Origin of the sequence: Granulicella mallensis MP5ACTX8, assembly GCF_000178955.2 — a bacterium.
GTDB classification, from domain to species: domain Bacteria; phylum Acidobacteriota; class Terriglobia; order Terriglobales; family Acidobacteriaceae; genus Granulicella; species Granulicella mallensis.
The window spans coordinates 5,763,734-5,784,761 of the sequence record NC_016631.1 but is presented as its reverse complement, the minus strand read 5'-3'; the positions used below and the strand labels follow the sequence as shown (position 1 = coordinate 5,784,761).

23 protein-coding genes are annotated in these 21,028 nt (G+C 59.0%); 13 read left to right on the top strand and 10 right to left on the bottom strand.

Annotated elements, in window-relative coordinates:
• Positions 1-118 precede the first annotated feature (118 nt).
• Positions 119-1,909: a glycoside hydrolase family 13 protein gene (locus tag ACIX8_RS22440; RefSeq protein WP_014267688.1), complete on the top strand. Its 1,791-nt coding sequence runs from the start codon at positions 119-121 to the stop codon at positions 1,907-1,909.
• On the opposite strand, the gene ACIX8_RS22435 is transcribed toward ACIX8_RS22440, so the two are convergent.
• A complete protein-coding gene (locus ACIX8_RS22435; protein WP_014267687.1) occupies positions 1,881-2,810 on the bottom strand; it encodes a LysR substrate-binding domain-containing protein in 930 nt (309 codons plus the stop codon). The genes ACIX8_RS22440 and ACIX8_RS22435 overlap by 29 nt on opposite strands.
• An 83-nt stretch (positions 2,811-2,893) precedes the next feature.
• Between ACIX8_RS22435 and ACIX8_RS22430 the strand changes: the two genes are divergently transcribed.
• From ACIX8_RS22430 to ACIX8_RS22420, 4 genes are read left to right on the top strand one after another with little or no spacing between them, the layout of a single operon-like run.
• The gene (locus ACIX8_RS22430; protein ID WP_014267686.1) at positions 2,894-3,343 is read left to right on the top strand and encodes a PaaI family thioesterase; all 450 of its coding nucleotides are present in this window, start codon (positions 2,894-2,896) and stop codon (positions 3,341-3,343) included.
• Positions 3,340-3,825, top strand: a complete 486-nt coding sequence (locus ACIX8_RS22425) for a GNAT family N-acetyltransferase (protein WP_014267685.1) — start codon at positions 3,340-3,342, stop codon at positions 3,823-3,825. The genes ACIX8_RS22430 and ACIX8_RS22425 overlap by 4 nt, the downstream gene beginning before the upstream one ends.
• A 45-nt stretch (positions 3,826-3,870) precedes the next feature.
• A complete protein-coding gene (locus ACIX8_RS26660) occupies positions 3,871-4,092 on the top strand; it encodes a DUF4160 domain-containing protein (protein WP_083836747.1) in 222 nt (73 codons plus the stop codon).
• Positions 4,070-4,414 carry a DUF2442 domain-containing protein gene (locus tag ACIX8_RS22420; protein ID WP_014267683.1) on the top strand — a complete coding sequence of 115 codons (345 nt, stop codon included), beginning with the start codon at positions 4,070-4,072 and terminating at the stop codon, positions 4,412-4,414. Before ACIX8_RS26660 ends, ACIX8_RS22420 begins: the two co-directional genes overlap by 23 nt.
• 3 nt (positions 4,415-4,417) lie before the next feature.
• Here the strand turns inward: ACIX8_RS22420 and ACIX8_RS22415 are convergent, their stop codons facing one another.
• The 4 genes from ACIX8_RS22415 to ACIX8_RS22400 form a co-directional block, all read right to left on the bottom strand.
• Positions 4,418-5,455: a segregation and condensation protein A gene (locus ACIX8_RS22415; protein ID WP_014267682.1), complete on the bottom strand. Its 1,038-nt coding sequence runs from the start codon at positions 5,453-5,455 to the stop codon at positions 4,418-4,420.
• Positions 5,456-5,457: 2 nt separating this feature from the next.
• Positions 5,458-6,639, bottom strand: a complete 1,182-nt coding sequence (gene trpS / locus ACIX8_RS22410) for a tryptophan--tRNA ligase (RefSeq protein ID WP_014267681.1) — start codon at positions 6,637-6,639, stop codon at positions 5,458-5,460.
• Between the two features lie 69 nt (positions 6,640-6,708).
• A complete protein-coding gene (locus tag ACIX8_RS22405; RefSeq protein ID WP_014267680.1) occupies positions 6,709-7,377 on the bottom strand; it encodes an O-methyltransferase in 669 nt (222 codons plus the stop codon).
• 56 nt (positions 7,378-7,433) lie between these two features.
• Positions 7,434-8,396: a sugar phosphate isomerase/epimerase family protein gene (locus tag ACIX8_RS22400; protein ID WP_014267679.1), complete on the bottom strand. Its 963-nt coding sequence runs from the start codon at positions 8,394-8,396 to the stop codon at positions 7,434-7,436.
• A 120-nt stretch (positions 8,397-8,516) separates the two neighbouring features.
• Here ACIX8_RS22400 and ACIX8_RS22395 point away from each other — a divergent pair, with 120 nt between their 5' ends.
• The 3 genes from ACIX8_RS22395 to ACIX8_RS22385 all read left to right on the top strand — a co-directional run bounded on the left by ACIX8_RS22395 (position 8,517) and on the right by ACIX8_RS22385 (position 11,698).
• Entirely contained in the window at positions 8,517-9,389 is an 873-nt protein-coding gene (locus ACIX8_RS22395; protein WP_044177318.1) for a sugar phosphate isomerase/epimerase family protein, read from the top strand.
• Positions 9,390-9,815: 426 nt separating this feature from the next.
• The gene (locus ACIX8_RS22390; protein WP_014267677.1) at positions 9,816-10,793 is read left to right on the top strand and encodes a VOC family protein; all 978 of its coding nucleotides are present in this window, start codon (positions 9,816-9,818) and stop codon (positions 10,791-10,793) included.
• Positions 10,794-10,864: 71 nt separating this feature from the next.
• The gene (locus ACIX8_RS22385) at positions 10,865-11,698 is read left to right on the top strand and encodes an SDR family oxidoreductase (RefSeq protein ID WP_014267676.1); all 834 of its coding nucleotides are present in this window, start codon (positions 10,865-10,867) and stop codon (positions 11,696-11,698) included.
• 60 nt (positions 11,699-11,758) lie between these two features.
• Here the strand turns inward: ACIX8_RS22385 and ACIX8_RS22380 are convergent, their stop codons facing one another.
• The 3 genes from ACIX8_RS22380 to ACIX8_RS22370 all read right to left on the bottom strand — a co-directional run bounded on the left by ACIX8_RS22380 (position 11,759) and on the right by ACIX8_RS22370 (position 13,454).
• Positions 11,759-12,457 (bottom strand): site-2 protease family protein, encoded by a 699-nt coding sequence (locus tag ACIX8_RS22380; RefSeq protein ID WP_014267675.1) that lies wholly within the window; start codon positions 12,455-12,457, stop codon positions 11,759-11,761.
• Between the two features lie 77 nt (positions 12,458-12,534).
• Positions 12,535-13,272: an SIMPL domain-containing protein gene (locus ACIX8_RS22375; protein WP_014267674.1), complete on the bottom strand. Its 738-nt coding sequence runs from the start codon at positions 13,270-13,272 to the stop codon at positions 12,535-12,537.
• Between the two features lie 2 nt (positions 13,273-13,274).
• Positions 13,275-13,454 carry a hypothetical protein gene (locus ACIX8_RS22370; protein WP_014267673.1) on the bottom strand — a complete coding sequence of 60 codons (180 nt, stop codon included), beginning with the start codon at positions 13,452-13,454 and terminating at the stop codon, positions 13,275-13,277.
• A gap of 155 nt (positions 13,455-13,609) precedes the next feature.
• Between ACIX8_RS22370 and ACIX8_RS22365 the strand changes: the two genes are divergently transcribed.
• The 5 genes from ACIX8_RS22365 to ACIX8_RS22345 all read left to right on the top strand — a co-directional run bounded on the left by ACIX8_RS22365 (position 13,610) and on the right by ACIX8_RS22345 (position 19,320).
• Positions 13,610-13,957 (top strand): hypothetical protein, encoded by a 348-nt coding sequence (locus ACIX8_RS22365; RefSeq protein ID WP_014267672.1) that lies wholly within the window; start codon positions 13,610-13,612, stop codon positions 13,955-13,957.
• Positions 13,958-14,098: 141 nt separating this feature from the next.
• Entirely contained in the window at positions 14,099-14,380 is a 282-nt protein-coding gene (locus ACIX8_RS22360; protein ID WP_014267671.1) for a hypothetical protein, read from the top strand.
• Positions 14,381-14,542: 162 nt separating this feature from the next.
• A complete protein-coding gene (locus tag ACIX8_RS22355; RefSeq protein WP_014267670.1) occupies positions 14,543-16,483 on the top strand; it encodes a (Fe-S)-binding protein in 1,941 nt (646 codons plus the stop codon).
• A gap of 201 nt (positions 16,484-16,684) precedes the next feature.
• Positions 16,685-17,968, top strand: a complete 1,284-nt coding sequence (locus ACIX8_RS22350) for an MFS transporter (RefSeq protein ID WP_014267669.1) — start codon at positions 16,685-16,687, stop codon at positions 17,966-17,968.
• 71 nt (positions 17,969-18,039) lie between these two features.
• Entirely contained in the window at positions 18,040-19,320 is a 1,281-nt protein-coding gene (locus ACIX8_RS22345) for an arsenic transporter (RefSeq protein ID WP_014267668.1), read from the top strand.
• Between the two features lie 3 nt (positions 19,321-19,323).
• Here the strand turns inward: ACIX8_RS22345 and ACIX8_RS22340 are convergent, their stop codons facing one another.
• Positions 19,324-19,746 (bottom strand): MerC domain-containing protein, encoded by a 423-nt coding sequence (locus ACIX8_RS22340; RefSeq protein WP_014267667.1) that lies wholly within the window; start codon positions 19,744-19,746, stop codon positions 19,324-19,326.
• Positions 19,747-20,158: 412 nt separating this feature from the next.
• Positions 20,159-20,965, bottom strand: coding sequence for a hypothetical protein (locus ACIX8_RS22335; RefSeq protein ID WP_014267666.1), 807 nt, complete (start codon positions 20,963-20,965; stop codon positions 20,159-20,161).
• Between the last annotated feature and the right edge of the window lie 63 nt (positions 20,966-21,028).

Sequence of the window (21,028 nt, the reverse complement as noted above, 5' to 3'; positions counted from 1 at the left end):
AGGTGCGATCTATCGCGGCGACGCTGATAGATCGCACCTTCAGCGGCAGGCAGGGTCTGGTAACTGTTTCTTGCGCATGGTATGGTTCCGCAGAGTTCGTTCTACCTAGGGATCCTGCATGCAAACACGAAATCTTCTCCCCCTCCTCGTGATTCAAGCGCTGCTTTGCGGCGCGATTTCAGCCCAGACCTCTACAGCCGACCCCAGCGCTTTGCGCGCTGCTGCTACACCCTCCAGCGATCAAACCTGGTGGAAGCATGCGGTCGTCTATGAAATCTATCCGCGTTCGTTTCAGGACTCCAACGGCGATGGCATCGGGGATCTGAACGGTATCACGCAGCGGCTGGACTATCTCCAAAAGCTTGGTATCGACGCAATCTGGATCTCGCCGATGTACCCTTCGCCGCAGGTGGACTTCGGTTACGACATCTCCGACTACGAGAATGTCGATCCGAAGTATGGCTCGTTGGCTGACTTCGATCGCCTGATGGCCGAGGCGAAGAAGCGCAATATTCGCATCATGCTCGATATGGTGTTGAACCACACCTCGGACAAGCACCGGTGGTTTATCGAATCGGCGAGTTCGCGCACCAATCCGAAGCATGACTGGTACGTGTGGAACGACGGCGTACCGGGCACAGGCAAGAATGCGCACCAGGGGCCGCACGGCAGCGTGGTGCCGCCGAATAACTGGATTTCGGGATTTGGAGGTTCCGCGTGGGAGTGGAACCCGACCGTCAAGCAGTTCTACTATCACCAGTTCTACAAACAGCAGCCCGATCTGAACTGGCGCAATCCCGAGGTGGAGAAGGCGATGTTCGGCTCAATGCAGTTCTGGCTGGATCGCGGGGTTGCTGGCTTTCGGCTGGATGCCATTACGGACTTGTTTGAAGATCCGAAGTTGCATAACAACCCGGAGACGGGCGGTATCAACGCGCAGGGCGATCCTAACCTGGCAGACACCTATACCAACAACCTGCCGGAGGTGCATGACACGATTCGCCGCATGCGCGCAATGGTGGCGAAGTATCCCGGCAACCGCGTGCTGATTGGGGAGACCTATCTCCCGAACACGGCTGAGCTGGATAAGTGGTACGGTGGCACGGCCAAGGATGAGTTGCAGTTGCCGATGGATATGATCGTCGGCTTTTCCAACAGACTGAGCGCTTCCAACTTCCGCAAACGGATTGAAGAGGTCGAGACGCAGGTGCACGGCTCGCAGCCGCTGCTGGTCTTCGACAACCACGATAACGGGCGCAGCTGGGAGCGCTATGGCGATGGCGTTCACAACGAACAGATCGCCAAGCTGATCGCGGCGATGCTGTTCACTACGCACTCGACGGCGTTGATGTACTACGGCGAAGAACTGGGCATGGTCACCTCTGTGCCGACACGCGTTGAAGATGTGAAGGATCCCATCGGCATTACCGGCTGGCCGAAGGAGAAGGGCCGTGATGGCGAGCGCACGCCCATGCAGTGGGACGGTGCAACCGACGCTGGCTTCAGCACGGCTTCCAGCACATGGCTGCCTGTGGCTTCGAACTATAAGACGGTCAATGTACAGGCCGAGAGCGGCGATCCAAACTCGCTGTTGAACTGGCACAAGGAGTTGATCCATCTGCGGCGCGATCTGCCGGCCCTTCACGAGGGCGGCATGGTGATGCTCGACAGGACGAATTCGAATGTGTTGTCCTATGTGCGCACGGCTCCAGCAGGCGCAAAGGCGGTGGTCGTCATGCTGAACATGTCGGCGCAGCCGCAGACTCTCTCGCTCGATCTTGCGGAAGCAGGATTGAAGGGCAAGCGTGTAAAGACAATCCTGACAGACGAATCATCGCTCAAAGGGTTGTCGGCATTGACGAATGTTACGCTGCCGCCGTTTAGCTCCTGGGTGGGTTCGGTCGAGTAAGACTGTTCGACTTCGCGAGATAGCGACGGGCCAGCTCAAGAAAATTATTGGCGAGAGTGGATGGAACGCTGGACCGGACACCAGAGTCGATGGTGGTTCGGTCCGGCGTCTGTACTTCGCGATAGACTGCGCCGGGCATCTCCAGGTTCGTGAGGCACGCGGGTGCGAGCGAGACTCCAAGCCCTGCAGCGACGAGGCGGACGACTGTTGGCCATTGGGGCGCGTCCTGAACGATGTTAGGCCGGAAGCCGCTGCGCTCGCAGCAGGCGATCGTGCGATCGAAGGCGAGAGAGCCCATCTGGCGGGCGAACAGCACGAAGGGTTCTGCGGCAAGATCCTTCACGCGTAGTGTGCGCTTGCGCGACAACGGATGCGACTGCGGCAGCACAGCGATATAGCGCTCCTTGAGCAGCGTGGTCATCTCGAGGCCTGGGGTGGGATCGCCGTCGCGCATCAAGGCGAGGTCGAGTGTGCCCTCCAGCAGTGCGGCGATCTGCGCGGAGGTAACGAACTCGCGCAGGCGCAGCTCCACCTTCGGATAGCGATGCCGGAAGCTCTGTATGGCCGCCGGAAGCTGGGTGAACATTACGGAGCCGCTGAAGCCAACGGTGAGCGTTCCTTCTTCGCCTCGGCCGATGCGGCGCACCTGCGTCAGGTCGTCACGTACTTTGTCGAGCGTGCCGCGTGCGCGTTCGGCGAGGAGTTGGCCGGCGGGCGTCAGCTTTACACCGCGCGTTGTGCGCAGAAACAGCGGATGTCCCAGCAGCCCTTCCAGCTTGCGAATCTGCTGACTCAGCGGCGGCTGGGCGATCCCGAGCCGCTGAGCGGCCTTGGTGAAGTGCAGCGTATCCGCTACGGCGAGAAAGTAACGAAGATGGCGAAGCTCGATCTCATCATTCATATTGATTTTGTCTGAATAAGCATGTTTCAGCTATTGGACATCCTAAATGCTTCTTCGTAACGTGAAGAAGAAGGAGTAACGGCATGGCAATCTCTGGAACGAAGGACACCACCTGCTTTGTCTGCGGCCCCGATAACCCGCTAGGCCTGCGGGTTCCGTTCGTGCCGGATGGCGACGCGGGCAGTACGGCTGTCTATGTGGCACGCAAGGAGCACGGTGGATGGAACGGGATACTGCACGGAGGGGTGACGTTTTCGCTGATGGATGAAGCGTTTGGATGGTGCCTGTACTTTCAGGACATCCCATCGGTCACGGCGCGTATCGAGACGCGGTTTCACAGGCCGATTCCGATTGGCACACGGCTGCATGTTCGTGCCTGGGTGGTTGGGCAGCGGAAGCGCCTGTTTGACGCGAAGGCCGAGGTGAGAGTGGGCGATGCGGACGGTATGTTGCTGGCAGAGTCGGAGGCTGTATTGTGCCGCGTTATGCCTGCTCCTGTGTCCGAACTGGAACTGGCAGGAGCAGGCCGATGAATGACATTGAAGTTCGTGAGTTTCGAGAGGGGGATGAGTCGGCGTTTCGTCGACTGAATGAGGAGTGGATCGTGCGCTACTTCAAGCTGGAGGCCAAGGATGAGTATGCGTTTGCGAATCCACGCGAAACGATCCTCGACCACGGCGGCAGAATCTTCTTTGCCGTGCGAGCCAGAGAGTGCGTAGGCTGCTGCGCCCTGCTGGCGATGGGGCCGGATGAATATGAAGTGGCGAAGATGGCAGTTACTGCTTCCGCACAGGGAAGCGGGCTTGGAAAGCTTCTATTGCAGAGCACGATCAAGGCAGCACGCATAGCGGGAGCGAAAAGGCTTTATCTGGAGACGAATCATGCGCTGACGCCGGCGATTCGTCTGTATGAGTCGCTGGGGTTCCGGCATCTTCCGATTGAGCGGGTTGTGCCTTCGGCGTATGAGCGTGCGGATGTGTTCATGGAGTTGGTGCTGGCGATGCCAGCCCGTTAGACTGGCCGTGTGCCGACCATCCTGAGATTTCGCGGCTTCAACATTATGGTGTTCACGGACGATCATGAACCAGCACATATTCACGCGCGCGGCAGAGGCGTCCAGGCCGTCTTTCTTTTGAATTGTGCCGGTGGTCCGGTTCTTCTCCAAAGAAGTGAAGGAACAACGGTTGCTGAAGAGGCCGCATTGGCTCGATTTATTACTGAAAATAGAGCTATTCTGTGTGAAGCATGGGAGGAGTTGCATGGTCACACAAGAAGCGCATGATCTTGCAGAAGCACGCGCCCGACAGATAAAGGAAAGTGGTCTTTATGCCGTTGCTGCTCACTTTGATGCTGCGACTGGGTTGATGCACGTCACCCTGAAGAAGGGCTTCACGGTTTCCTTTCCGAAGGAGCGATCGCAGGTGATGGCGAACGCAACGAATGAGGACTTGAGTGAAGTAGATATCTCAGGTGCCGGCTGGTATGTCATCTTTCCTAAGCTCGACGATGGCTTTACGGTAGAGGGAATGCTCTCCGGCCGCTTTGGCAATGATCGCTGGGAACGGGAGTGGGCAGAAAAGCACCAGGAGCTTCAGGCTGCCTAGCCGCTAGCTCCAGTCGTCTCTCACTACAGCCTGATCCGCGAAGACCTGCTCGAAGGCATCGGTCTTCTTGACGAGGATATCGCCCAGCTGCTCGGCCTGGCGCAGGACAATCGCCTGTAGACGCACAAGCTCCAGCATCGCGAGGAACGTGCAGATCAGCGCGCGTTCGGAGTGCGTGCTGTGCAGCATGCGCCGCAGGCTTACGGGTTTGTCTTCCATCAGCAGGCGACGCTTCACGTAGTCGATCATCTGCGCTACGGTGACGGAGTCCTCGTTGATGGAGTGCACGGGACGTTCGCGCAGCCGCTGCAGGATGTCCTGGAACACGCGCACGAGGTCTACCGTGTCGGCGGCGATCTCGCGTTCGCCTTCGACGGAGTCCAGGCCTTCGTCGTGGAGAAAGGCCTTCAGGCCGGGCTTGGACCAGGTGGCCTCTTCGATCTGCTGCTTCTGCATCAGCATCTGCGCGGCGGCCTTGAAGCGCTCGTGCTCCAACAGGCGCTCCACGAGCTCGCGGCGCGGGTCGTCGTCGACGCCCGCGGCAACGGCCAGAGGGTCGCGCGGCAGCAGCGTCTTCGACTTGATGTGGATCAGCAGCGAGGCTACATAGATGAACTCGCCCGCGGCATCGACGTCGGTCTGTTTCAGGTGGTGCGTGTATTCCAGAAACTGGGCGGTGATGCGTGCGATGGGAATGTCGTAGATGTCGATGTTCTGCTTGCGGATGAGGTCGAGCAGCAGATCGAGCGGGCCGTCGTAGACCTGGCCGACAGTGATCGAGAAAGGGGACTGCGAGGCCTCTTCCCTGTCCCTGTCTTTCTCTTTCTGAGTCTGCTTTCTGGGCTCAGGCGGAGGCGGTGTTGGCGGGTGCTCGAGCGCGAAGGGCTCTGAAGGCGTGATGCTGTCATTGGACGCGACAGCGGCTTCAGCTTCTGGCGCTGTGTCGTTCCGTTCCTCGGAAGCAGTCTCCGGAGCAACCTGCTCCGGGGCTGTTTCTTCGTTCGCGTCGATCTTCTGTTCGTCCTTCAGCTCATCGCTCATTGTTAGGCCAGCCCCATTGCGAGCTGCACTTCGTGCAGCGTCTCCTGCGCGCGCTTGGCGGCGCGAGCGCTGCCGTTGGCGAGCACATCCTTGATGACGCCGGGGCGCTTTTCAAGGTCACGGCGGTGCGCCTGGATCGGCGCAATGGCGGTGACGATCGCGTCCGCAACCCAGCTCTTGCACTCGATGCAGCCGATGCTGGCCTTGCGGCAGCCCTCGGCGGCTTCAGCCTGTACGGTTTCGCTGGAGAAGACCTTGTGCAGATCGAAGACCGGGCAGACATCAGGATTGCCGGGATCGATACGGCGAACGCGAGCCGGGTCGGTGACCATCGTCTTCAGCTTTTCGCGTAGATCGGCTTCGGGCTCGGCGAGCATGATCGTGTTGCCGTAGCTCTTCGACATCTTGCGGCCGTCGAGTCCGGGCAGCTTGGGCGAGGGCGTCAGCAGCACCTTGGGCTCGGGCAGAATCTCGCCACGGCCAAAGCTGCCGATCTTCTTCGTCTGACCGGCGGCCTCAAAGAGCTGGTGATGGCTGAAGTCCGTGCGGGTCGAGTTCTTCGGCTCTCCGGCGAGCTTGCGGGCCTTTTCGAGGATGGCCTGCATCTCCCAGGGCGCAGCGTCGGGAGCGAGATAGAAGTTGCCGGGGTAGAGCTGGTTGAAGCGGCGCGCGACCTCGCGGGTCAACTCGACGTGCGCTACCTGGTCCGCGCCGACGGGTACGAAGTCCGGCTTGTAGAGCAGAATGTCGGCGGCCTGCAACAGTGGGTATCCGAGGAACCCGTAGGTGCTCAGGTCCTTGCTCGTAAGCTGCTGCTGCTGGTCCTTGTAGGTGGGCACGCGCTCAAGCCAGCCGAGCGGCGTGAACATGCCGAAGAGCGTATTCAGGCGGTCGTGCTGCAGCACATCGCTCTGGCGGAAGACGACACAGCGGCCGGGGTCGAGCCCGGCGGAGAGGAAGTCCAGCGCGATCTCGAAGATGTTGTCCTGCACGCGGCTGGGATCGGCGTAGTCCGTGGTCAGGGCGTGGAGATCGGCGATGAAGAAGTAGCAGTCGTACTCGTGCTGCAGGCGCACCCAGTTGTAGAGGGCGCCCATGTAGTTGCCGAGGTGCAGCCTGCCGGTGGGTCGCATGCCGCTGAGGACGCGGGGGCGCGGTATCGTTCGTGTTGAAGAGGGGCTCATTGTTTCCGAGGTTAAGGATACATGGCGGGAAGGACGCAGGCCTATTTCGTTGCTTTTAGTTACCCTTAGCTACCCTAGGACGAGAGCCATCGCAAAACCGTCATAGCCCTTGCTGCCTACGGTTTGCAACGCAGTCGCCGAAAGACGGGGTTCTGCCGCCATCATTTCGAGGAAACGGCGCTGTCCCTGCACATTTTCGTCGGTGCTGGACGCGTCGGCGATCTCGCCCTCGCGCACGATGTTGTCTCCGATGAGGAGCGTTCCCGGGCGTGAAAACTTGAGGGCCCAGGTCAGGTAGTTGGGATTATTGGGCTTGTCGGCGTCCATAAAGATCAGGTCGAAGGGCTCGGTTCCTTCCGTCTCCATCTTTGCAAGGGTTTCGAGCGCCGGGCCGACGCGGATTTCGACAACCTTCGCCAATCCTGCGCGTGCGATGTTGGCGCGGGCCACCTCGGCGTGTTTCGGGCTGAACTCCAGCGTCGTCAGGCGGCCGTCCGCAGGCAGCGCACGGGCCATCCAGATGCTGCTGTAGCCGCCGAGGGTGCCGATCTCGAGGATTCTGCGTGCGCCCCGTAGTTGCACCAGTAACTGCAGGAACTTGCCCTGGTTCGGTGCGACGTCGATGGTTGGGAGCCCGACCTCGGCGTTGGACTGCAAGGCGGCGTCCAGCACAGCATCCGAGGGCACGAGCGTCTCGGTGAAGTAGCGGTCTACGGCGGTCCATTGGGTCTGTGACATCGTTGCTCCTTTGAAGCGTTTTGTGAGCAGGGGGGATGCGGGAGAATGTGACTGCTCTAGGCCCACCACGCCTCGGCGGCGGGTTCGCGGGGAAGAATCTTCTTCAGCAGGTCGACGGCGAACCGAACTCCTTCATCGACCGACAGCAGAGGATCTTCATGCTCGATGCTGATCGCGCCGTCGTACTGGACGGTGCGCAGGGCGCTGAGGATCTCGCGCCACTCCTGCTCGCCGTGGCCGAAGCCTACGGTGCGGAAGTTCCAGGAGCGCTCTGCCACGTTGCGGTAGCTCTTCGGGTCGAGCACGCCATTGCGGTTGAGCGTGTGCTGCTGGAAGGCGAGGTCTTTGGCGTGAACGTGGAAGATGGAGTCGCCCAGTGCGGCGATTGCCGTAGGAATGTGGACGCCCTGCCAGAACAGGTGGCTGGGATCGAAGTTGATCCCGAGGTTGTCTCCTGCGGCGGAACGCAGGCGGAGCAGCGTCTCCGGGTTGTAGACCAGGAAGCCGGGGTGGGCTTCGAGTGCGACGCGTACGCCGTGCGTGCGAGCAAACTCTGCTGCCTCGCGCCAGTAGGGAATCGCGACTTCTTCCCATTGCCAGGCGAGCAGTTCGGAGAACTCCGGAGGCCACGCAGTCACCACCCAGTTGGGTACTTTGGAACCGGCGCGATCGCCGGGACAGCCTGAGAAGGTGACGACTGTCTTTACGCCCAGCCGTTCCGCGAGCAGCACGGTCCGGCGAAAGGTGGCATCGTCACGTTCGGCGAGGTCGCGGTCCGGGTGCAGCGGATTGCCGTGGCAGGAGAGAGCGCTGATACTCATTCCGTGATCGGCAAGGCGGCGGACGAAGGCCTGCGCTCGTGAGGGATCGGCCAGCAACTCGTCGACGGGCAGGTGAGGATTTCCTGGAAATCCTCCAGCGCCCAGTTCGAGCGCTTCGATGCCGAGCGTGGCAGTCTTCTCAATCATCTCGTCTGTGGATAGGCTGCCGTACACAGCGGTGAAAAGTCCGAGTTTCATTCCATGGTCCTCGCTAAGGCAATCATCCTACATTTGGGGTGTGACATTCTTGTCAGTCAACCGGATTGACAGCAGAACCGGCGGAGTGATCTTCTTGTGCCGCAGAGGCTCCGCGAGACTATGTCCTTCCTCCCTTCCTGTAATCGACGTGTATTTCTCCAGTCACTCTCCGCGACCGCGTTGCTGGCAACGGTTCGCCCCGTATGGGGAAAGACGATTCCACCCATCGGTGCTCAGCTCTATACGCTTCGCAAGGAAGTGGTGAAAGACCTGCCGGGAACCCTGGCTGCGGTGCGCAAGATCGGCATTACGCAGGTCGAAGCGTTCCCCACGGTGTATAACCATCCCGCCCCTGAGCTGAAGAGAATCATCGAAGACGCGGGGCTTACCTGCCCCAGCGCTCACTTCGACTACGACAAGCTCGAAGAGAGTGTCGACTACGCGAAGGCGCTTGGGCTGTCGTATATGGTCTGCCCGATGCTGCCGAAGGCGATGTGGAGTGCCGATGGCTTTGTACAGGCTGCGGCGCGGTACAACATGATTGGTGCTAAGGCGAAGAGCCTGGGGATGAAGTTCGCGTTTCACAACCACAACTACGAGTTTCTGCCGATAAAACGCTCCGGCCTGCCGGACACTACCGGCTTGCAGTTGTTGCTGGAGCACACAGATCCAAAGCTCGTCTTCTGGGAAGAGGACTGCTACTGGGTTGCGCAGTCCGGCAACGATCCGCTCGCGTTGTTGAAGCAGAACGAACGCCGCGTGCGTCTGCTGCACCTCAAGGATCGCCGGGCCAACGTACCTACAAACTTTGCGATGAGCAAGGAATCGGCGTTCTATACCGAGGTGGGAACGGGCACCATTGCCTGGCCTCCGATCCTGAAGATCGCTCGTGAAACCGGCGCACTGCTATTTATCGAGCAGGATGAGACGGCGGGGCCGCCGCTCGAAAGCCTTGCAATCAGTTATCAAAATTTGCGGAAGTATCTCGCCTAGCAGAGTTTCAAAATGAAATAAGTGATGAAGTGTTGAGTTCATGGATTTCCAGCCGCATGAGAAGCCCTGCTGTTCTGATTTCACGGCCTCTTCTCTGCAGCCACAACCCTAAGAGGGTTATCCAAACCACGATGCACGCAGTTAGATGAACATATGCCCTACAGAGGCGGTACAGATCTAAGCCCCGTAGGGGCGACGCCATCATAGCCCAGGGTGAAACCCTGGGTAACAATGCCATACGAAAGGTATAGCCCTGAAAGGGCGATCTATCTATGCCGGCCGTGATGGGACGCCCTTTCAGGGCTACACATCTAGGTAGGGTCTCTAACCCAGGGTTTCACCCTGGGCTATGATGGCGCCGCCCCTTTGGGGCTAGTTCGGTGGCAGCGTTAGACAGTCTCTCAGGAAGTTGAAAGGACTCATTCTATGAATCTTCGCCGGATTTTCAATCCGTCTCGCTATGCCGTTCTTCTTGGTGTGCTGAGTCTTACACTCTGCGCGAACGCACAGAGCACGGCTCCGCAACGGCCCCGGATTACGGGCATCTCGCATGTCGGCTACTTCGTCTCCAACCTGCAGGCGAGTATCGCCTTCTGGCATGACTTTCTCGGCTTCGATGAGGCATACGACCTGAAGAAGCCAGGCAGCGATGAGACCCGTATCGCGTTCATCAAGATCAACGACCATCAGCACATCGAGCTCTTTAACGAGGTTCCCTCCGATACGCGCAACATGATGAGTCACATCTGCTTCACCGTGGATGACGTGGAGCAGATGCGAACCTATCTGAAGTCGCAGGGGCTTAATGTGAAGCCGGGCAACGGCAGCAAGACTCGTACGGGCGACTATGCGTTCGAGATCAAAGATCCGGACGGCACCCTGGTGGAGTTTGTGCAGAGCCTTCCCGATGGGCTCGAGAAAAAGGCTGCGGGCAAGTTCCTGCCGGACACCCGCATTTCTACAAAGATCTATCACGCTGGTTTTCTCGTTGGAAACAGCCAGCGTTCTCTGGATTTTTACGGCAAGGTCCTCGGCTTCAAGGAGACGTGGCGCGGAGGCGGTAATCCAGCGGAGTTGAGCTGGATCAATATGCGCGTTCCCGATGGTGACGACTACGTGGAGTTCATGCTCTACCGCAAGCTGCCGACCGACTCATGGGGCGGCAAGAATCATCTGTCGCTCGAAGTGCCGGATGTGACGAAGGCTGTCGAGACTCTCGAGGCGCGGCCTGCTTTTAAGACGTATGGCAAGCCGTTGACTGTGGCTACGGGCATCAACCATAAACATCAGGTCAATATCTTCGATCCCGATGGAACACGCGTCGAGTTGATGGAGTCTCATACTATCGACGGCAAGCCGGTTTCATCGTCTACAGCACCTCCACCACCGCCTTCGCACGACTAAACCGGTTATGCATCGGCGCCGTCTTTTCGATCATCCATCTCTGTATAGAAACGGATCAGGAGAGCGTACAAATGAGGAAGACGGTGCTGATTACTGGAACGTCGTCAGGTATTGGACTGGCGACGGTGAAGCTGTTTGCCGAGAACGACTGGAACGTCGTCGCAACTATGCGCAACCCGGCGGCGGGCGGCGAATTTGCAGGGCACAACAATGTCCTGGTGGTGCATCTCGACGTGAAAGACCTCGCGAGTATCGAGCGGGCTGTCGTTGCTGGCATCGAGTGCTTTGGCAGGATCGATGTCCTGATCAACAATGCGGGGTACGGCCAGTACGGACTGTTTGAAGCGCTCTCACGAGAGGATATCCAGGAGCAGTTCGACGTCAACGTCTTCGGCGTGATGGATGTTACGCGGGCCTTGCTGCCGCACTTCAGAAGAAACAAGGGTGGCCTGGTCCTGAATGTCGGTTCGGGTGCAGGATTGTTTGCACTGCCGATGATCTCGCTCTACTGCGCGAGCAAGTTTGCGCTGGAGGGATTCTCCGAAGCGCTGGCGTATGAACTGGCGTCGCAGAACATCGTCGTCAAGCTGGTTGAGCCTCATGGCGGCGTGAACAATACGAACTTCTCCGAGCGGTCGGCGGAGAGCAGCGCGAAGGACGATTCGCTAACCGCCTACGATGGCTTTGTCGAGCGCACGCAGGCGGCGTTTGGCAGCATGACGGCATCGCGGACGATCTGTTCGGGAGATGTGGCGAAGGTCATCTTTGAGGCCGTAACTGATGGCACGGACAGGCTTCGGTATCTGGTAGGCGATGACGCGAGAGGCTTCATTCGCGCGTGGGATGAGATGTCGAACGCGGACTATGTGCAGTTCATGCGGTCGAAGTTTTCGGCGGAAGGCTAGGCCGTGCCGGAAGCAGATTCCCTGCGGGAATGACAACAAGAAAAGCAAGAGCAAAAGCCGCTACAGGCTGAAGAGCAACTGCTGGAAGATGCCCATCAGCGGTGCGAAGACGATCATGATGAGCGTGAAGCCGAGGAACATGAACGCGAACATCAGGTAGAGCCCAATGCTTTGGTACGTCTGCGCGGCGTTGTAAGGCAGGTAGTGCATCAGGATCTTGCCGCCATCGAGAAACGGCAGCGGAACCAGGTTGAAGACGAAGAGCAGCAGGTTCATCAGGATGCAGAAGTAGAGAAACAGGATCAGCGGAAAGATCGCCGGCAGGCCTTCCGTCGAGACTCCAAGGTTACGAAATCCCAATGCATCTGCGGTTCGCAGCGAAGCGTTCGCATCGGCGTTGACATGCCGCAGGACGATCAGCACGACCAGGGCAACGACCGCCGCGAGCAGTTGTGCTGCCGGGCCTGCGAGGGTGGCCATCATCTCATCGCGTGAGGGGTTGCGGAAGTTGCGCGGAGTCATGGGGACGGGCTTGCCCCAGCCCAGTATCAGCGGGCTGCGGAAGATATAAATCAGCGGCCAGATCGCCATGCCGAAGAGATCGAAGTGCTTCGCAGGATTCATGGTCATGCGGCCCATCATCCGTGCCGTCGGATCGCCGAGACGGTTGGCCATCCACGCCTGCGCGCAGTCATGCAGTGAGATGGAAAGTACCATCACAAGAAGTTCAAAGATTACGAGTGCACCAGTCAACGGCATAAAGATAGCTTACCGGAGGACAATTTCACGGAGCCTTTAGGTCGCCCTGGGCAGCCAGCCGTATCCCGAATCTCCTACTACTCAATGGCATAGATGATCTGCACGGTGGCAGTGCTCTGGACGCGCTGTGCTTCGATGGCGAGTGGAGCAGCCGTTTTGGCTTCGACATTATCACTCATCATGGCAAAGCTTCGAACACGAGGAGCGATGAACCCATTGCTGATGCTGTTGGTTGCGTACAGGGGCTTGCCGAGCGTGACGCCCATGCCCTTAGCCAGCTCCGCTGCGAGCGCACGGGCATGCTCGGTGGCGAGGCGGATGGCTTCGCTGTCCAGCGCGATGTTGTTCTTCATGCGCCAGTTGATGTCACCGCTTTGGTTGGCACCAGCCTGTACGGCAGCATCGAGGATAAGTGCGGCATCCTTCGGATCGACACTGACGGTCCAACTCTGCTGGACGCTGAACTTCATCCCCTTCTGGGTCTTGATCTCGTAGTCGGTGAGGCGGGAGACGCGCTGGCTCTGACTCTGGATCTCGGAGCGTGTGGCTCCGGCGTCAAGCATGGCCTTGGTGATGCCGTTGGAGCTATCGGAAGCAGCCTTGTACGCGTCTTTCAGCGTCGCGCCGTAGACCGTAAAGCCGACGTGGAGATCGGCAACGTCCGGATCAGCCTCGGCGTGATCCGTGGCGGAGATCGCAATTGTACGATTGTCCTTGTTGATCTGAACGGACGGGTTGTCAGCAGTCTGGGCCCTTGTGGCGAATGGCAACGTGGCGGCAAGAAGAACGAGTGTGGCAAAGCGTAGAGTCTGCATTGTTAGGCATCCTTGTCGCCGGTCAACAGGTCGGCGAGAGTCTCTTTGTGCTTCGGTTTAGCGGCGGTTTTTGCTTTGGGGTCGGGCAGTACGCGCTCCGGCGGAGGCGAGCCGAGACGTTCGCGGGCGTTGGCTTTTACGGCCTTCGTTACGGAAAAGACCTTTTTCTTCGTCTTGGCCACGGTGCTGTCTCCCTCTGCGTTTCCCAGCGTACTCCAAAAGTGCGGTCAGTCAGGCGGATAGGCTGTCAGTGTGGCATACTTCGGGATGCCTCGCACGGCGGTAGCATAGAACTCGAAGAGGTCTGGCGCGGAGCAGCGCGCCGGAGGTGCTGAAAATGGAAGAACGCGATTTTTTTGACGAACAGCCTGAGCAGCGGACGCACACCATGACCTGTCCGCACTGTGGCCAGGCGGGCGAATATCAACTGGGGTGGCTGGTGCGGCGCAAGAAGCCGCAAGTCCCTCGCGGAGCCGATGAGCGCGATCGCGCACGCTTTGCCAAGGCCCAGAGCTACATGGTCCGGCGCGACGATATGGTCGGGTGCAAGAATATTCGCTGCCGCAAACGGTTTGAAGTCATAGGGATACAGTCCGTGGCGGAGCTGCAGGAGGCTGCGGTGGGGCCCACGGAGAACCGCGCCGAGCGGATCAAGGCAGCCTTCAGCCGACGCTCGCAGGGGTGAACCAAGGGAGTTAACCCCACCTCAAGCGTTGGTTGAGGTGTTACCGATTCGGCAATGGCCTTTGTGGTTCACAGGGCAGGTTGTGATTTAATGAGCTTGCAGCGCTCTAACCGCGCGACAAGATTTAGCAGGAGACTCACCATGGCAGCTCTCATCCCCGTAGAAGAACGTAGCCTGACCCCCGCTGAGGTAGCGCACCTGGATCAACGCCGCCGTCGCGGCCATCTGTTTCTGGTGATGGGCTTCCAGTTCCTGCTGGTCAGCGTCTTCGTCCTGCTCTGGAGCGGACAGGATGCAACCTACTCGCCCGGCTGGGCCCACCCCATGGTCTATTGGGACATGCTGGTGTTCACCTGCGCGGTGACCTTCCTAATCAAGGGTCTCCGCATGCGCCGCGGCGTCAACGAGTTCTTCTCTTACTAGAGATTGGTTTTTGGAATAGCGAAACGGCGAGCTTCGGCTCGCCGTTTTTGTTTGGTGTGCCTAAAGATTTTGAAATCGCTGCAAGCATCTTCTGTGAGTGTTTGAAACAGTCGGTGTTTGCATCTGCTATTGTGGCAAGTTCGCTCTTATGCGGAGGCACGAGTGGCTGCTGTTGGTTTCGAGATGAGAGCTTTGGCGAGTATTGTCCTCGCTGAACCGTTGCGTTTTTCGGTTGTCGAGATGGTTCTGCTGCTACTTTTGTGCGCTGCTTCGGCAGCCATGTTTCTCTGGCGGCTGTGGCCGATTGCCAGCAACATCTGGCGCTCGAAGAAGGACGCGGACTTCTCGTTTGCCCCGGTCGGCAGGCGCGTCTGGGTCTTCGTCTGGGAGGTTCTTTGCCAGGCGAAGGTCATTCGTCAGCGGCCTCTGCCGGGCATCGCGCATGCCTTCGTCTTCTGGGGGTTCCTGGCGTTTGCGCTGGTCAGCCTCAACCATCTCGCGACAGGAGTGCGCCTTGGCTTTCTGCAGCACGCGGGCTTCGTGGGGACGTTCTACTTCGGCTTCGCCGGCATCTGGGCGGTGCTGGTTGCGATATCGATCGCCGGATTGTTCTGGCGGCGTTTCATCTCGCGTCCACGCTGGCTGGGGGAGAAGGTCTCGGTCGAGTCCGGTGTGATCGCCGGGCTGATCTTTGTGTTGATGGTCAGCTATCTCGCCGCCTTCTTCGTGGCGGACGATAGCGTGGCCGTACAGCTCCTCTGGTGGACCCACACGCTGGCGCTGCTGATCTTTCTGCCGCTGATCCCGCACACCAAGCACCTGCATCTCGTGCTGAGTCCGCTGACGGTCTTCCTCAAGCGCGGCGAGTTCTCGCAGATACCGAAGCTGGAGGGCGACGAAGACTTCGGCCTCGTGGCGGGCAAGGACCTCACGCAGATCATCTCGCTGCAGGCGTATAGCTGCGTGGAGTGCGGCCGCTGCACTGAGCACTGTCCTGCTTCGACGACTGGGAAGGTGCTCAACCCGAAAGAGATTGTGCTGGGCGTGCGTAGCTATCTCAATACCTTCGGTCCGGCCAGCGAGACGCCGTTGCTGAACGAGATGAGGGAAGAGTCAGCCAATACCTCACCAGACAATCCCGTCGCCAATTACCTCAGCATGGAGGCCGCCTTTGAATGCACGACCTGTGGTGCGTGCGAGTACCAGTGCCCGGTCGGCGTGGAACATCTGCCGATCATGGTTGGTCTGCGGCGCGGCGCGGTCAATACCGGCGCATGGGAGGACCGCTACGGCACCAAGCTCTTCCTCGCGCTCGAGAAGCAGGGCAATGCCCTGGGCCTGAGCGCGCTGGAGCGGGAGAAGTTCATCGCCAAACAGGAGTTCCCGATCTTCGATGGCTCGCAAGAGTACTGCCTGTGGCTGGGCTGCATGGGCGGCTACGACCCTAAGGGCCGCGAGATCATCGCCGACTTTGCACGCGTGATGCGCTATCTCGGCACGAGCTTTGGAGTGTTGAAGAAAGAAAAATGCACGGGCGATCCCGCACGCCGTCTCGGCAACGATCTTGTCTTCGGCTCGCTCGCTGAGGCGGGACTGAAAGCTTTTGAGCAGGCGCAGGTGAAGAAGATTGTCGCTATCTGCCCGCACTGTGTTCGCACCATCGCTACCGACTGGCGCGAGTACGGCATCGCTCCGGAGATCGAACATCACTCCGAGTTCATGGCGCGCTTTGCGGACAAGCTGCCAAAACAGAAGGGCGAGAGCATCGTCTACCACGACCCCTGCTATCTGGGCCGCTACCAGGACGTCTACGAAGAGCCTCGTGCGGTTGTTGCGGCTGCGGGTTCGCTGGTTGAAGCCGAGCGCAACCATGAGCGATCGTTCTGCTGCGGGGCGGGCGGAGGGCTGGCGTTTCTTGGTGAAGAGACTGGGGAGCGCGTAAGCCACGTGCGCGCGAAGGAACTTGTCGCCACCGGAGCGCAGACCATCGGTACGGCATGTCCGTTCTGCAATACGATGTTCCGCGATGCCCTGGGTGCGGTCGGCGGAGAACAGCCGCCGCAGTTGCTGGATATTGCCCAGTTGACGGCGCGTGCGCTGTAGAGCCTGCGAATCGGATTCTTCCTGGTAGAACGCTAGCCGATCTTTTGCGGACTGCGGAACATCTTCTGTTTGCGGCATTCGCATCAGAGGAGAGGAGCTTCTCGCTCTAATCTGCTGGCGTAGCCGAAGTCTCGCAGACGTTTCAACTCTGAAGTTACGAGCAATCTGTATCTCGCATAGGCGACTTCGATCTCCTTGTATATGAAGACAGAGCCCAACATTCTGGTTGAGAAAAGGAAGAGCCTTCGTGCGCTGCAAGCCACGAACTTCTTTCTTGCCGATGTGCAGACCGGGCTCGGTCCCTTTCTGGCCGCCTATCTCGCCGGTGCAGGGTGGGCGCCGGGACGGGTTGGTGTTGCCCTTACGCTGGGTGGCATCATCACCGTTGCCCTGCAGACCCCTGCAGGTGCCCTGGTCGATAAGCTGCGCTCCAAGCGGATGATTCTCATCTGTGGCTGCGGTGTGCTCGCCCTGGGCGCAATTCTGCTGAGCCTGACTGCCGAGCCCTGGGCGGTCTATACGTCGCAGGTTCTCATCGGCGGCGCTGGGCCATTCCTCGCGCCCACACTCGCGGCGATCACGATGGGGCTGGTCGGCGTGTCTCTCTTCGACCGGCAGTTTGGAAAGAATCAATCCTTCAACTCGGCGGGAAATGTCTTCTGTGCTCTTCTCATCGCCGTGGTCAGTCACTTTCTGGGGAACCGCACTATCTTTATCTCCGCGGCTGTCCTGACGATTCCTACGGTTCTTTCGGTGACGTCCATTCGGCGTGATGACATTGACTATGAACTGGCACGCGGAGGATGCGAGAGGCTTGAAGGGGGAGAGCCTGGAACTACTGCATCTGTTATGCAGACGCTTCTTGGCGACAGGGTTCTCCTGCTTTTTATGGTCTGCGCTTTTCTCTTTCATTTCGCAAACGCTGCCATGCTTCCGCAGCTTGGTGAGATGCTCTCCGGAGGGGCGCGTGCGTCGGCTGCTCCGTTCATGTCCGCCTGCATTGTGGTCACGCAGGTTGTGATTATGCTCTCTGCCTCTTCGATCGGCCGGTTCGCGAATCGTATCGGGAGAAAGCCTCTTCTGCTGCTGGGCTTCGGTGTGCTTCCGTTTCGCGCGCTGCTCTATACGCTGACGCATAACAAGGGTGGTCTTATCGCAATCCAGCTACTCGATGGTGTCGCGAACGCCATCTTCGGTGTGGTCTCGGTGCTTGTCGTCGCGGATCGCACGCGCGGCACCGGCCGCTTCAATCTCGCACAGGGAGGATTGGCTACTGCCGTTGGGTTGGGCGCGGCGCTCAGCACTTCCTTTGGAGGGAAGATCATTCAACACTTTAGTTACAGCGTCTCTTTCCTTTCCCTCGGTGCGGTAGCGATATTCGCTGTGCTGGTGCTGCTTTTCGGTATCCCGGAGACCTTGAGACAGGATGACCCTGCTGGCAGCAAGCCAGCCTCAACCAAGACACCTTCCGGAGTGGCCGCATGAATCGCGAGCCTGAAAACTCTTTGCAACGATGCCATGTTGAGAGGGCACTGAAGTACGGGAGAAAAGGTTAGGTGCCTACTCCTGCTCTAGCTCATATTCTCTTGCCACTCATCGTGGTGCTCAGCATCCTGCTGATGCTGGTGCGCCCGCGTGGCATTGCGGAGGTCTATTGGATCAGCGGTGGGGCTTTGCTGCTGGTTGCTCTTCGTCTCGTTCCGCTGCCACTTGCGGGGCACGCCGTGGCCGAGGGATCGGACGTCTATCTCTTCCTGATCGGCATGATGCTGCTCTCCGAACTGGCACGCGAGCAAGGCGTCTTCGACTGGGTTTCATCGGTCGCGGTGCGAAGTGCGAAGGGCTCCTGTACGCGGCTGTTCACGATGGTGTATGCCGTCGGAACGCTGGTCACGATCTTCATGTCGAACGATGCGACGGCGGTGGTTCTTACACCTGCGATTCTGACCGCCATACGGAAGGCAAAGATTCAACCTCTTCCGTATCTCTTTATCTGCGCCCTGATCGCGAATGCCGCGTCGTTCGTGCTGCCGATCTCCAATCCCGCAAACCTCGTGGTCTTCCATACGGGGATGCCACCGCTCGGACAATGGCTCGCCTTGTTTGGGGTGCCGTCGCTGCTTTCGATTGGCGCAACCTATCTTGTAATGCGCTTCCTGTTTCGCAAAGAACTCTGCGAGACGATCGATAGCGAGGCTGAGGACGCGCCTCTCAGCACGAACGGCAAGCTGGTCCTCTCGGGTCTGGCTGTGATGATCGCCGTTCTTCTGACGGCCTCGGCGATGAGGAAGGATTTGGGACTTCCTACCTGCCTTGCGGCCCTGGTGATTACAGCCATTGTTTCGATCAAGGCGAAGAGCAACCCGCTCAAGCTGGCCGCCGAGATTAGTTGGGGAACCTTGGTTCTCGTCGCAGGATTGTTTCTCCTGGTGGACGCGGTCGAGAGCCAGGGCGCGCTGAAGTTGACGCAGACCTGGCTGGCCTGGGCGCAAAACCTTCCCGCGGTAGCAGGCACCCTGGTCGTCGGGTACGCGGTAGGCATTGCGAACAATCTCGTGAACAATCTTCCGCTCGGTTTGATTGCAGGGGCGACCTTGCATGCTGCACAGGCGAAGGGCTTGCTCGCGAATGCGGTGCTGATCGGAATTGATCTGGGGCCCAACCTTTCCGTCACAGGATCGCTCGCAACCATCCTCTGGCTGCTCGCCCTGCGCAAGGAGAAGCTGGATGTGAGCTTTTGGGATTTCCTGAAGGTCGGCATCGTCGCTATGCCTATTGCTCTATTCGTCGCGCTGGGGGGTGCTATCGCGATGCACCTGCTGCTGCACGGCTCGTAACTTTTACCGGCTTGAGCAGGCGCAGTCTTTGCAGAACGTGTGATTCAGGCGGTGCGCTGAAATCATGAGGAGGCTGCCGAGAAAGGTGATTGCCACTTCGATCCAGTGGCCAGGCAGCCGGTCTCCTGCAAAGGCAGCGAAGAAGATGCAACCCAGTCCTGCAACCATTAGGAGAATCACCCGCGCCCGCCGATGAGTGCGGAATCCCCTGATGAGGGCAATCGTTCCGATGAGCGCAATCATCAGCGCCAGCGACCGATGCGTTCGCTCCTCCGACGGAAGGAAGTGCACAAAGACCGTCGACATCGAAAGCAGGATGGGTGTGATCAGGCAGTGAACGACGCAAAGGACGGATGCCCATATCCCGACGCGGTCGGGCCATGCGGTTGCGGTTGGTTCGAGAGCGATTTCCGGTTGCAGGCGCATGATGTTTCTAGGGTATCGAGAATGTGCTCCTGTTAGCAATACCTGGAAGTTTTTTCTACGATGCCAAAGGGTTTCTGTCGGATGAATCATAAAATTTGTTGAATCAGGCGCGTTCACAACAGCGCGAAGCGTCACACCGTGACGCTTGAGCGTCGCGGTTCGGAGGGAGCCGTGGCCTTTAGGCTACGGAATTCAGGCTTGGCAAAGATGTGGCCTTTAGGCCCGGGCCTTCTTTTGGCTGCGAACAAAAGGCCCGAGACTGAAGCCCGATTCTCGCCTGACCTTGCTACCGTAGTCTAAAGGCTACGGCTCCCTCCGACTCCCTGACGCTAAAGCGTCAGGGAACGCGCTTCGCGCTATGTTCCTGATTAGCTTCCGATCTGATTCTTTAGGGCGCGAGCGTTGTTAGGTCCTAATGCTTTTCCCGCCCTCCCCAGAGCCGATGAGGCAGAACATACGTGAATCCTGCGAACTCCTCCCAATGCGTCGAGGTCGAGGTGAGTCCATGGTCGAAGCCTGCATCTACGACCAGATTCTTCCTGATTGGATATGACCCTGCCCATAGGTTGCCGACGGCGTTCCCTCTCGTGAGCGGCTGCGTAAAGTGCCAGAGTTCTCCTGAGATCGTGAACCGGGCCAGCGGGTGAGAGACCGAAAGCGTTTGACCGAATTGCCCGCGACGAACGGTTCCTTCCGCTTGTTCGGAGAAGACGCCGTTCACGTCGAAGTGGAATCCGCCGAGATCGTTGCTTACCAGGAAAAGCGCGCTCTGCCGGAAGGTGCCGATATCGATCTCCGGTGCGGGGCTTTCGTAGAGCCGGCGGATATAGCTGAGGCTCACCGTGGGAGTGTGGCCTGTTCCCGATAGAGCCACTGCTTGTAATCCGGCAAAGACCTCGCCCGGGCGGTCTCCTGAGACCTCCGCTCCCGTTGCGTGGACGAACGGTTCTGAGAGCGCCAGCAACTGCAGGCGAGAGGTCACGGCGAGTTTCGTAACCTGATTGATGCCGAATCGCGTTTTGAATTCGGGCGATGTCTGGGCGTAGAGACCACCGTTTTCAAATTGAAGATATCCCACGGGAGTGAGTGTCGCGGGCGTGGAGACGGTAGGGCGGCCCGGATTGGCCTCTGGTGTTTCCACGGTAGGAGTTTGTGCCCGCATCTGCGCCATGCAGAGCAGGGTAGCCGCCCCGAGAAGGGCGCAGCGAAGTTGTGTCATAAATTTCAGGCTCCAGAAAGAAGTGAGATCGCACGCCGAAGCGTGTGTTGCGATTTCTGTTCT